The sequence below is a fragment of the Mesorhizobium sp. BR1-1-6 genome (genome assembly GCF_020165355.1).
GTDB lineage: Bacteria > Pseudomonadota > Alphaproteobacteria > Rhizobiales > Rhizobiaceae > Mesorhizobium.
Window position 1 is genome coordinate 213,834 of record NZ_JAIUHZ010000008.1, and the last position, 11,981, is coordinate 225,814.

The 11,981-nt window shown below is 61.7% G+C and carries 12 protein-coding genes; 1 reads left to right on the top strand and 11 read right to left on the bottom strand.

The window, feature by feature from the left end; all coding sequences use genetic code 11:
- Window positions 1-46 precede the first annotated feature (46 nt).
- Genes cbbX through LB545_RS18065 form a run of 7 tightly spaced genes read right to left on the bottom strand, consistent with a single transcriptional unit; the run spans window position 47 to window position 7,999 of the window.
- The gene (gene cbbX, locus LB545_RS18035) at window positions 47-985 is read right to left on the bottom strand and encodes a CbbX protein (RefSeq protein WP_140566596.1); all 939 of its coding nucleotides are present in this window, start codon (window positions 983-985) and stop codon (window positions 47-49) included.
- Window positions 986-992: 7 nt separating this feature from the next.
- Window positions 993-1,427, bottom strand: a complete 435-nt coding sequence (locus LB545_RS18040) for a ribulose bisphosphate carboxylase small subunit (protein ID WP_140498220.1) — start codon at window positions 1,425-1,427, stop codon at window positions 993-995.
- Window positions 1,428-1,445: 18 nt separating this feature from the next.
- Window positions 1,446-2,939, bottom strand: coding sequence for a ribulose-bisphosphate carboxylase large subunit (locus LB545_RS18045; RefSeq protein ID WP_140498217.1), 1,494 nt, complete (start codon window positions 2,937-2,939; stop codon window positions 1,446-1,448).
- Window positions 2,940-2,960: 21 nt separating this feature from the next.
- The gene (gene fba, locus LB545_RS18050; RefSeq protein WP_140566599.1) at window positions 2,961-4,040 is read right to left on the bottom strand and encodes a class II fructose-bisphosphate aldolase; all 1,080 of its coding nucleotides are present in this window, start codon (window positions 4,038-4,040) and stop codon (window positions 2,961-2,963) included.
- A gap of 11 nt (window positions 4,041-4,051) precedes the next feature.
- Window positions 4,052-6,061, bottom strand: coding sequence for a transketolase (gene tkt, locus LB545_RS18055; RefSeq protein WP_224705574.1), 2,010 nt, complete (start codon window positions 6,059-6,061; stop codon window positions 4,052-4,054).
- Between the two features lie 10 nt (window positions 6,062-6,071).
- A complete protein-coding gene (locus tag LB545_RS18060) occupies window positions 6,072-6,944 on the bottom strand; it encodes a phosphoribulokinase (RefSeq protein ID WP_140498210.1) in 873 nt (290 codons plus the stop codon).
- A gap of 8 nt (window positions 6,945-6,952) precedes the next feature.
- Window positions 6,953-7,999 carry a class 1 fructose-bisphosphatase gene (locus LB545_RS18065; protein WP_140515144.1) on the bottom strand — a complete coding sequence of 349 codons (1,047 nt, stop codon included), beginning with the start codon at window positions 7,997-7,999 and terminating at the stop codon, window positions 6,953-6,955.
- 124 nt (window positions 8,000-8,123) lie between these two features.
- Between LB545_RS18065 and LB545_RS18070 the strand changes: the two genes are divergently transcribed.
- Window positions 8,124-9,056, top strand: a complete 933-nt coding sequence (locus LB545_RS18070; RefSeq protein WP_140498205.1) for a LysR family transcriptional regulator — start codon at window positions 8,124-8,126, stop codon at window positions 9,054-9,056.
- Between the two features lie 101 nt (window positions 9,057-9,157).
- Here the strand turns inward: LB545_RS18070 and LB545_RS18075 are convergent, their stop codons facing one another.
- The 4 genes from LB545_RS18075 to LB545_RS18090 all read right to left on the bottom strand — a co-directional run bounded on the left by LB545_RS18075 (window position 9,158) and on the right by LB545_RS18090 (window position 11,958).
- Entirely contained in the window at window positions 9,158-9,784 is a 627-nt protein-coding gene (locus LB545_RS18075) for a hypothetical protein (RefSeq protein WP_224619050.1), read from the bottom strand.
- Window positions 9,784-10,659 carry an ABC transporter permease gene (locus tag LB545_RS18080; RefSeq protein WP_140498201.1) on the bottom strand — a complete coding sequence of 292 codons (876 nt, stop codon included), beginning with the start codon at window positions 10,657-10,659 and terminating at the stop codon, window positions 9,784-9,786. The genes LB545_RS18075 and LB545_RS18080 overlap by 1 nt, the downstream gene beginning before the upstream one ends.
- A complete protein-coding gene (locus LB545_RS18085; protein ID WP_140498199.1) occupies window positions 10,656-11,444 on the bottom strand; it encodes an ATP-binding cassette domain-containing protein in 789 nt (262 codons plus the stop codon). Before LB545_RS18085 ends, LB545_RS18080 begins: the two co-directional genes overlap by 4 nt.
- A 70-nt stretch (window positions 11,445-11,514) precedes the next feature.
- On the bottom strand, window positions 11,515-11,958 hold the full coding sequence (locus LB545_RS18090) for a hypothetical protein (protein ID WP_140498197.1): 444 nt from the start codon (window positions 11,956-11,958) through the stop codon (window positions 11,515-11,517).
- Window positions 11,959-11,981: the final 23 nt, after the last annotated feature.

The following is an 11,981-nucleotide window of genomic DNA, read 5'->3' on the forward strand; positions in this document are numbered from 1 at the left end:
ATTTCTGTCTTTCGTCTCGGGGCGCCCGCCAGCCGGCTTCGTCCTGTCAGCGCGCCTTCGTCTCCGGTTCGCCTTCGAGCTTCCCTTCCGCGAATACGCGGCTGCCGCGGATATCGGATTCCTCGATGGTGATAAGGTCTGCCTTGGTCAGGGCACGGCTTCGCGATGCGAAAAGCCGATTGGCCTGGCGAAGCCGCGCCCGGTCCAGCCCATTGCGCACCGAGCGCGCGTTGGAGAAATGCGGCAGCCTCATGCGGATCGGAAGATACTCTTCGAGGGCCTGGGCGGCCGCTTCGCTGAGGCGGTAATTCTGCTCCGCCAGCATGATCTCGGCGATCGATTTCAGCTCGCTGACGCCGTAGTCGGGAAAATCGAGGTGGTGGGCGATGCGCGAACGCATGCCGGGATTGCTGTCGAAGAAACGATCCATCTTGTCCTTGTAGCCGGCAAGGATCACGACCAGGTCGTCACGATTGTTTTCCATGCATTGCAGCAGGATCTCGATCGATTCCTGGCCGTAGTCGCGTTCGTTCTCGGGCTTGTAGAGATAATAAGCCTCGTCGATGAAAAGCACGCCGCCCATGGCGCGCTTGATCACGTCGCGCGTCTTGGGTGCGGTGTGGCCCACATACTGGCCGACGAGATCGTCGCGTGTCACCGCGACCATGTGCCCCTCCCGGATATAGCCGAGGCGATGCAGGATTTCGGCCATCCTCAGCGCCACGGTGGTCTTGCCCGTGCCGGGATTTCCCGTAAAGTTCATATGTAGCGTTGGTGCGCCCGAGGTCAGACCGAACTTGCGGCGAAGCCGGTCGACCAGGAGAAGAGCCGCGATCTCGCGGATGCGGTTCTTGATTGGCTTCAGGCCAATGAGTTCGCGATCGAGCTTGTCCATCACCTCGTCGATGTTGGACGCTTCGAACTCGGCCTGCAGATCAACCGATTCGTCCTGCGCGCCAGCGCCCTTTGCTATCGTGTCCAGCATGGCTCAGCTAGCTCCGCTCGCCCTCGGGCCTGTCGGTCGCATAAGGCACGATCGAATAACCCTGGCTGCGGCCGTCACGCTCCTGGCGCAGCAGCCGGAACCCGGGTTCGCTGGGCGGCCGGTTGACGATGAACGACATGCGCGGCGCTTCCCATCCCTTGGTCGAATCGAAGGCGGTTACCCGGACATACATGTTCGGACAGGCTTTCCGGCAAGCGTTGACTTCGAGCAGGATGCCCGCCGGGTCTCTCAAATCGAACATCGGGTTGCCGTACATTTCCCAATAGGTGTTTCGCGGATGCGGATCGTCCGTGTACTCGACGCTGACGGCCCAGTGGTTCTTCAGCGCATATTTGATCTGCGCCGAAATCTGCTCATCGGTCAGGTCGGGCAGGAACGAGAACTGTCCCTGCGTGACCTTGTTTCCCGGATTGGTCATCATGGCGACGGTTCCTTTCTTCTAGAAGCTGGGCGTTGCGGTTGGCACGAAATCGGCCGTGTCGGTCGATTCATAGTTGAAGGTGACATCCTTCCAGGTCTCCAGGGCAGCCTTCAGCGGCGTGCACCATTTGGCCGCCTGTTCGAGGATTTTGGTTCCTTCGCGCAAATAATCGCGTCCCTCGTTGCGGGCCAGGATCATCGCTTCCAATGCAACGCGATTGGCCGTCGCGCCCGCCTGGATGCCGTCGGGATGGCCGATCGTGCCGCCACCGAACTGCAGGATGACGTCCTCGCCGAGATAATGGATCAACTGGTGCATCTGGCCGGCATGGATACCGCCCGAGGCGACGGGCATCACCTTGTTGAGCGAGGCCCAGTCCTGATCGAAGAACAGCCCGGTCTCGAGATTCTGCGGCGTGCGCTCCTCGCGCAGCGTGTCATAAAACCCCTTGATCATGAGCGGGTCGCCTTCCAGCTTGCCGACCACAGTGCCGGCGTGGATATGGTCGACGCCGGCCATGCGCATCCATTTGCAGATGACGCGAAAATTCATGCCGTGGTTCTTCTGGCGCGAATAGGTCGAATTGCCGGCGCGGTGCAGGTGCAGGATCATGTCGTTGCGGCGTGCCCACTTGGCCATCGACTGGATCGCCGTGTAGCCGATGACGAGATCGATCATGATGATGCAGGAGCCAAGCTGTTTGGCGAATTCGGCGCGCTCGTACATCTCCTCCATGGTGCCGGCGGTGACGTTGAGATAATGGCCCTTGACCTCGCCAGTGGCAGCTGAAGCCTTGTTCACCGCCTCCATGCAGTAGAGGAAGCGGTCGCGCCAGTGCATGAAGGGCTGCGAGTTGATGTTCTCGTCGTCCTTGACGAAGTCGAGGCCGCCCTTCAGGGCCTCGTAAACGACGCGGCCATAGTTGCGGCCTGACAGGCCGAGCTTCGGCTTCGTCGTCGCGCCGAGCAGCGGACGGCCAAACTTGTCGAGCCGCTCACGCTCCACCACGATGCCGGTTGCGGGTCCCTGGAAGGTTTTGAGATACGCGACCGGGATACGCATGTCTTCCAGTCGCAGCGCCTTGACCGCCTTGAAGCCGAACACGTTGCCGATGATCGATGCGGTCAGGTTGGCGATCGAGCCCGGCTCGAACAGGTCGAGGTCGTAGGCGATGTAGGCGAAGTACTGTTGCTCGGTCTTGGTGCCGGGACCGGTGTTTGGAACCGGCTCGGATCTGAACGCCTTGGCGCGGTAGAGCTCGCAGGCTGTCAGCCTGTCGGTCCACACCACGGTCCAAGTCGCGGTTGAGGATTCACCGGCGATGGCGGCCGCTGCCTCCTCGTGGTCGACGCCGGGTTGCGGCGTGATCCGGAACATCGCGATCAGATCGGTCTCCTTGGGCCTGTAGTCCGGCTCCCAGTAGCCCATCTTCTTGTAAGGGATGACCCCTGACTTGTAGCGTTCCTTGCCTTCCTTGAGCGTACCCGCTGGCAGCATATCGATCTTGTTCATGACAGGTCTCCTGTTTGTTGCTCAGGCGGCTTTCGCGGTTGCGATATGGGGCGCGAGTTTTCCCGCGGCATAGCGTTTGGCCATCTCGTCCATGGCGATGACCTTGATCTTCGAGGCGTTGGACGCCGTGCCGAAACGCTCGAAGCGGTCTCGGCAAAGATCGTGCAAGGCGTCCATGGCGGGCTTCAGGAATTTTCGGGGATCGAACTCGCGCGGATTCTCCGTCGCGACGCGGCGGAACTGCCCGGCCATGGCCATGCGGCAATCGGTGTCGATGTTGACCTTGCGCACGCCGTAGCGGATGCCGCGCTCGATTTCCTCCACCGGGACGCCAAAGGTCTGGGGCATCTCGCCGCCATATTTGTTGATGATGTCCTGCAGTTCCTGTGGCACGGAGGAAGAGCCATGCATGACCAGATGCGTGTTGGGTAGCTTCTCGTGGATCGCCTCGATCACCTGCATGGCCAGTATGTCGCCGTCCGGCTTGCGGGTAAATTTGTAAGCGCCGTGCGAGGTGCCGCAGGCGATCGCCAGCGCGTCCACCTGGGTTGCGGCCACGAAGTCGACCGCCTGATCGGGATCGGTCAAGAGTTGGTCGCGGGAGAGCGCGCCCTCGGCGCCGTGGCCATCCTCGGCCTCGCCCTGGCCGGTTTCCAGCGATCCGAGCACGCCCAGTTCGCCTTCGACGGAAGCCCCGACCCAATGCGCCATGCGTGTGACTCGTTCGGTTACGGCGACGTTGTAGGCATAGCTTGCCGGCGTCTTGGCATCTGCCATCAGGGATCCGTCCATCATCACCGAGGTGAAGCCGTGGCGGATCGCGGAAAGGCAGGTGGCCTCGTCGTTGCCGTGGTCCTGATGGATGCACAGCGGAATGGTCGGATGCATTTCAGTCAATGCCTCCATCATTTTGGCCAGCATGACGTCGTTGGCGTAGGACCGGGCCCCACGTGAGGCCTGGATGATGACAGGCGCGTCGCAGGCTTTGGCCGCTTCCATGATTGCGAGGCCCTGTTCCATGTTGTTGATGTTGAATGCAGGGACGCCGTAGCCGTGCTCGGCGGCATGGTCGAGAAGCTGGCGAAGGGTGATGCGGGCCATTGTGGGTCCTCCTAGATGATGAGCTTCAGCGCCGCCGCAGCAACCGCTTCGGACGTTATGTTGAAATGCCGGTACAGATCGGGGGCAGGGGCGCTGGCGCCGAAACCGGCCATGCCGACGACAGCGCCCGTCTCGCCGACCCAGCGGTCCCAGCCCAGCCGGGCCGCCGCTTCGACCGCGACGCGCGGCGCGGAGCCGAGAACGGCCTTGCGGGCGGCGCTTTCCTGCTCCTCGAAAAGCTCCCAGCATGGCATCGAGACGACCGCGGCGGCGACGCCATGCTCGGTCTCCAGCCTTTCGGCGGCGGCAACCGCGATCTCGACCTCCGAGCCGGTTGCGATCAGGGTGACGGCACGGTGCCTGGCTGGCTCGCGCAGGATGTATGCGCCCTGGCTGGAGCGGTTCGCGTCGCTGTGCGCCTCACGCAGCATCGGCAGGTTCTGGCGCGACAGCACCAGCACGCTCGGCCGATCCCTGCTCTTCAGCGCAAGTTCCCAGCATTCCGCCGTTTCGATGATATCCGCTGGGCGAAAGACATTGAGGTTCGGCGTGGCACGCAGCATCGCCAGGTGCTCGACCGGCTGATGCGTCGGGCCATCCTCGCCGAGGCCGATGGAATCATGCGTCATCACGTAGATGACGCGCTGGCCCATGAGCGAGGAGAGCCGTATCGCACCACGCGCATAGTCCGCGAAGCAGAGGAACGTACCGCCATAGGGCACGAAGCCTCCATGCAATGCGATGCCGTTCATGGCGGCGGCCATGCCGTGTTCACGAATGCCGTAGTGAATATAGCGGCCGGCATAGTCGCTCGGCGCAATGCGGTTCATGCCCTTGGTGATCGTCAGATTCGAGTGCGTCAGATCGGCCGAGCCGCCGACGGTCAATTCCGTGGCGCCGTTGATGACCTCCAGTGCCATTTCGGAAGCTTTTCGCGTTGCCACCTTGGTTGCCTTCTCGACATGCCCTCGCCGAAAGGCATCGAGCGCTTCGAAGACCGCGTCGGGCAGTCTGGCGGCGACCGCGTTCTCGAAGGCCTCTCGCTGCGGCGAGGCGGCAAGCCGCTGCTCCCAGGCGCCCCGCATCGCTTCGCCGCGGCCGGCAATTTCGCGCCAGGCGAAAAGCACGTCGTCAGGCACCTCGAACGGCGCGAAGGTCCAGCCAATGTTCTCGCGGGTCGCGGCGATCTCTGCTTCGCCCAGCGGCGCGCCATGCGTCTTCTCCGAACCGCCGAGATTGGGGGCGCCCTTGCCGATTACAGTGCGGCAGGCAATCAGCGACGGTCGATCCGACTGCCGCGCCGCCTCGATAGCCGCGGCGACGGCTTCCATGTCGTGGCCGGAGACCGTTTGGACGTCCCAGCCGGCGGCTTTGAAGCGCGCCGGCTGGTCCATCGACGTGGACAGGGAGGTTGGCCCGTCAATGGAGATCGCATTGTCGTCCCAGAAGACGATCAGGCGGGAAAGCTTCAGGTGGCCGGCGAGGTCGATCGCCTCGTGGCTGATGCCTTCCTGCAGGCAGCCGTCACCTGCAATCACATAGGTATGATGGTTGACCAGATCGGCACCGTAGCGGGCAGCAAGCATGCGCTCCGCCAGCGCCATTCCGACCGCCGTGGAAATGCCTTGTCCGAGCGGGCCGGTGGTGGTCTCGACACCAAGCGCGTGGCCATATTCGGGATGTCCGGCCGTGCGGCTGCCCAGTTGCCGAAACCGCTGCAACTCCTCGATCTGCATGTCTTCATAGCCGAGCAGATAGTGCAGCGCGTATTGCAGCATCGAGCCATGGCCGGCTGAAAGCACGAAACGGTCACGGTCGGGCCAGCCCGGCCTGGAAGGATCGATATTGATGAAGCGGTTGAACAGCACCGTTGCGACATCGGCCATGCCCATCGGCATGCCGGGGTGTCCCGAATTCGCTTTTTGGACGCTGTCCATCGCCAGCACGCGAATGGCGTTCGCCATGTCGAGCTCCGAGACGACGGCGGTGGCGGCAGGCTTTAGTGCTGTTTGGCTGGTCATGGCGTCCTCCTCACGACACACGGCTCTTGCGTTCGATCAATTGCAGGATGAGCGGCGTCAGGATCAGCTGCATGGCAAGGTCGAGCTTGTTGCCTGGCACCACGATGGAATTTGGCCGCGACATGAACGAGTCGTGGATCATCGACAGCAGATAGGGAAAATCGATGCCGCGTGGATTGGCGAAGCGGATAACCAGCATCGATTCGTCAGGCGTCGGAATCCAGCGCGCGATGAAGGGGTTGGACGTATCGACAATCGGCACGCGCTGGAAATTGATGGCGGTCTGCGAGAATTGCGGGACAATGTAGCGGACATAGTCGGGCATCCGGCGCAGGATCACGTCCATCACCGCCTCGGTGGAATAGCCGCGTGTCGAACGATCGCGATGGATCTTCTGGATCCATTCGAGATTGATGACCGGCACGACGCCGATCTTGAGATCCGCATGCTTCGCCAAATTGATCGTGTCGGTGACGACACAGCCGTGCAGCCCCTCGTAGAAGAGCAGGTCGCTGGGACCGAACTCGCGCCATTCGGTAAAGCTTCCCGGTGGCGTGCCGTACTGCTTTTCCTCTTCCTCGTCATGGATGTAGGTGCGGGTTCTTCCGGATCCCCGGCGGCCGTATTCCGCGAACACCTCTTCGAGAATCCCGAGTTCGTTGGCCGCGGCATGGAAGTGGGTGAAGTTCGGATTGCCGGCCTTCTCCTCTTCGGCCACCTTTGCCTTCATCGCGGCGCGGTCGTAGCGGTGGAATGCGTCGCCTTCGATGAACGCGGCCTCGATGTTCTCGCGCCGGAAGATCAGCTCGAAGATACGCTTGACCGAAGTGGTGCCGGCGCCCGACGAGCCGGTGATGGTGATGATGGGGTGCTTGGCTGACATGGTGCTGCTCAGGCTCTGAAGAGGCCACGGCGGCTGAACAGCGGCGCTCGTTCGCCGATGTTGCTCGGCTCGGTGTGGTAGCGGGTGACGCGCGCGACCTCCCGCGCCGACCCGAAGACCATCGGCACGCGCTGGTGCAGGCTGTCGGGTTCGATGTCCAGGATGCGGTTGATCGTATCGGTGGCCGCACCGGCAGCCTGTTCTATGAGATAGGCAATCGGGTTGGCCTCGTAGACCAGGCGCAGCCGTCCCTGACCGTAGCCCTTGCGCCGGTCGCCGGGGTAGAGAAACACGCCGCCGCGCATCAATATGCGGTAGCAGTCGGCGACCAGGGAGGCGATCCAGCGCATGTTGAAATCCTTCTCTCGCGGTCCTTCGGTGCCCTCCAGGCAGTCGTCGACATAGAGCCGCACGGCCTCGTCCCAGTGCCGGTAGTTGGCGGCGTTGATGGCGAACTCCTGGGTGCGTTGCGGAATGATCCGGCTCTCGTATGCCTGGACGAAGGTGCCGAGCCTGGCCGACAGGACGAAGATATGCGTACCGCTGCCGAGCGACAGGACGAGCGCCAACTGCGGCCCATAGATGAAGAAACCGGCGCCTAGCTGATTCACGCCCGCCTGCAAAAAAGAGGCGGCCGGATCGGCATCCGGCGCGCCAGTTGCGGGCAGGAGCGAGAAGATCGTTCCGATCGACACGTTGGTGTCGATGTTGGAAGAGCCGTCGAGCGGGTCGATGGCAATGGCGAGTGGTGCTTGCCTGTCGAGCAGGACCGGCTGCTCCAGCTCCTCGGAAGCGTAGAGCGCGACCGGAGCGTGGCGCATGGCGTCGAGGAAGATGTCGTCGGAGAAGACGTCGAGATCCTTCTGGACATCGCCGTCGGCGTTGGCGCCACGGGTCCCGGCAAAGGCGGCGCCGAGCACACCTTGATTGATGGTATTGCGGATCTTGCTGGCGGCCTGTGTCAGCTGACGGACAGTCGTTACGACCGCGGAGCGAAGTTCGTCCGGCTGGCCGAGATAGGAGTTCAGAAAAGCGTCGAGCGTTGCCGCTGGCATCGTAACCTCCCGATCCAGCCGCGTCTCCTCGGATCGGCTGGATCGGGGGAATGAAAACAAACGACACTTGATAAGTAAAATTCAATAACTTTACGTTGGTACTAAAAATAATTTAGTATGAGACATGAGAAACCTCACGCTCAAGCATTTCAAGACCATCCAGGCCATCATCAGGCACGGAAAAATTGTGAGTGCGGCCAAGGCGTTAGGTCTGTCTCCTTCAGCACTGACAATTCAGTTGCGGCAAATGGAGGAAGAATTCCAACTGGCTCTGTTCGACCGGACGTCGGACGGCATGCGTCCCACTGCCGCAGGTTTGGCCGTCGTTGAGGCAGCGCAAGCTATCGAGGAGCATCTCGGTCTGCTCGAAGACAAGATCGACGCCATCAAGGGCGTTCGTACGGGTAGCTTGAGGCTCGGCGTCGTTTCCACCGCCAAGTATTTCGCGCCGCGGTTGATGGCTGCGTTCATGAAGGAACATCCCGACATCGACATGCGGCTTGCCATCGGCAATCGTGCCCAGACAATCGACAACCTCAAGAATCACGACATCGACATCGCGCTGATGGGGCGCCCGGCGAAAGAGGTACCGGTGCGTGCTTCGGTCTTCGGCGATCACCCGCTGGTCATCATCGCGCCGCCCGAACACCCGCTGGCGGCGGCGCGCGATATCTCCAAAGAGCGCATTGCCGAGGAGCATTTCCTTATTCGCGAGCCCGGCTCCGGAACCCGCATCTCGCTGGAAATATTCCTGAGCGACGTGCCTGGCCGCATCGACGAACTCGGTGTCGAGATGGGCTCGAACGAAACGATCAAGCAGGCGGTGATGGCTGGTCTGGGCATCGCCTTCATTTCTGCCCACACCATCGCCGCGGAAACGGAAGCTGGCCGGCTCGTCATCCTCGACGTTGTCGGCATGCCGATCCGCCGACAATGGTTCTCGGTGATACGAACCGATCACGCAATCTCGCCGGCCATGGCTACGTTCAACGATTTCCTGATGCGCAAGGGCGCGATGTATCTGCCCCTGTTCGGTAAGCTTTATCCCGATTCCTGAGCGGGATGACCGACGGATGGCGTTCGGAATCGACCGGAGCGAGACGCCGGACGTGTCGCCTGCCAAGAGACGTGAAATCCGTCGCAAGGTCGACTGAAGGTCTATTTCTTCCGACCGAGCGTTTCCGAGACGGTCCTGGACAATTGATAGAGCCGCTGCTCGATTATCGTCGGCACGTCGCAGACATAGGTCAGCGACTGGACACGTTCGTTGAAAATGCGCGTCGCGAAATTCAACTGGTCGGCACGCCGTTCGACTTCGTCCGGATCGGCGTCGGCTTTGGCACGCAGGGCGTCGACGTCGGATGCTTCCTTGCGCAATTCAGCCGCCATTTCGAGCTGTTTGTGGGCATAGCGGGAAATGCCGGAAATCACGTGCGAACGCTCGGCGTCCATGTGATCGAACATTCCCTGCACCAGCATCGCCATCTTTGGTGCGACCTGCTCCGCCGGCAGAGAAGCCACGAAGTCCTTGATCTCCTTCTGGGCTTCGGCAATCGGCGTCCGTCGGGCCGCCACCGCCTCGACCAGCGCGGAGACGCCCGAATCCTTCGACCAATCCTTCGCCGCCGGGGGAAGCTCCGGCCCATTCCAGATCTGGCCGAGCGAGAGCTGCGGCACCTTGCGCTGCATGCAAGGCCAGTCGGGATCGGTGTTTGCCGCCCTGGCGTCCATCGGGACAAGCATGGCGATCAGAACCAGGGTGTGGACAAGTCTCATTCGCGCCATCAGCCGTTTCCTCCCGTGTCCTGTTTGCGGGTCATCAGGCCGCGCGAAGGATCGTATGCAATGATGGCGCCGCCCAGAAACAACAGCGTGCAACCGGCGACGACGCCCAGCGACAGCCAGTCGATCTGCCCATAGAAGGCGAAGCGGATCAGTTCGACGGCATAGGTGAACGGATTGGCGAGGCAGATCTTGTAGAGCAGGGGGCTTGCCTCCTGGATACGCCACAAAGGATACAGCGCCGGCGACGCGAAATAGCCTGGAAAGATGACGAAGTTCATGATGCCGGCGAAGTTTTCGAGTTGCTTGATCATGGACGACAAAAGCATGCCGAGCGCGCAAAGCATCATGCCCGACAGAAACAGTGCCGGCAGCACGTAGAGATAGCCGAGCGGCGGCGCCCTGACGCCCCACAACCAGGCGACGATCAGAAATGCGTAGACTTGCACGATCGATACGGCCACGCCGGCCAACATCTTCGACACCAGCAGGAACCAGCGCGGAAATGGGCTGACCAGCAGGATGCGCATGTTGCCCATCTCGCGGTCGTAGACCATCGACAGTGAAGACTGCATGCCGGAAAACAGCAGGATCATGCCGCACAGACCCGGAGTGATGTAGACCTCGTAGAGCACATAGGTCTTGTAAGGAGGGATGATCGACACGCCGAGCACCTGGCGGAAGCCGGCGGCGAAGATGAACAGCCAGACGAGCGGCCGCACCAGTGAGGAAATGAACCGTTCGCGTTGGTGCAGGAAGCGCAGGCACTCGCGCAGGACGATGCCTTTCAGGCAAATGAGATAGTGGCGGAGGCCGAATGGTTCAGACCCTACCGGTTTGATGCCGACAACTTTTCCGGGCATCGCAGGAGCGCTCATGACGATGTCTCCGCCATGCCTGCCGCGTCGATGCGGCTGAGCTTCGAAAAGGCATCGCGAATGGAATTTCCTCCATTTGCCTGGACGACATCCGACACCTTGCCCCTGGCGACCAGGTCACCCCGCCGCAGCACGACGACATGATCGGTATCGTCGACTTCATCGATCAGATGCGTGGCCCAGAGCACGCCGATACCATCGGTTTCGACGAGCTTGCGGATGGTGGCGAGGATGCCAGCACGCGACTCGATGTCGAGGCCGACGGTCGCTTCGTCAAGCAGGAGCAGGGAAGGTCGGTGAAGCAGCGCCCGGGCGATCTCGATGCGCCGCATCTGACCGCCGGAGAGGCTGCGTGCCTTGTCATGCTGGCGGCCCTGCATGTCGACTGTGTCAAGCAGCGCGGCGATGCGCTGCCGGGCTTCGCGTCCGCCAATGCCATGCAGCGAGGCATGGTAGGAAAGATTCTGATAGACGCTGAGATCGAGGTCGAGCGTGCGCGCCTGGAACACGATGCCGACCCGTCTGAGAGCTTCGCCCGAAGCGCTGCGGATGTCGTGGCCGAAGATGCGGATCGAGCCGTGACGCGTGTCATAGAGGTGGCTGATCAGGGAGAACAGTGTTGTCTTGCCGGCCCCGTTGAGGCCGAGCAGGACGGTGAACGTCGCCGGCAAGATCGAGAACGAGACCTCTTTGAGTGCCCGCTTCGGTCCATAGGAGTGGCTGACGGCACTGACGTCGAGCGCCGCCGCCTCGTCTCCCGGTCCGCTTGTTCTCACATGCTGCATGCCCGGATCGCTCCTTCAGGACGCGTTGGCAGGACGCACTGCTATCTAGCGCGCCTCATTGCCTTTGGTCTCACTTGATCGTGATCTTGCCCTTCAGGCCCTTGTCGGCGAGGTCGGGAACCGACCAGGTATATTCGCCCGGGCGAACTGTGTGGAATTGCACCTGGATTGTTCCCGCGTCGTCGAATTCCAGCCAGGCCGGTCCGCCGTCCATATGCACCTCCAGATCGTCGATGACGATCTGGTCCATCCACACATTGCGGAACAGGTCGGTCACGAACTTGTATTCGAAACCGCCCTTGGAGGTGATCTTCCACCGATAGCCTTGGCCGGCGATCAGTTCGAAATCCTTCTGATTGACGGCATAGGTGGAATCGGCCGAGCCGATAATCAATTCCGGCAGGTTCTTGCTGGCACGCGAGGGTTTTGGCGTTGCGTCATCCGCGCTTGCGCCGATCGGAGCAAGCACAAACCCGGCGAGCGCGGCGAAGATAAACCTATGGCGAAATTTCATGTCGCGATCCTCCCCATGATCAA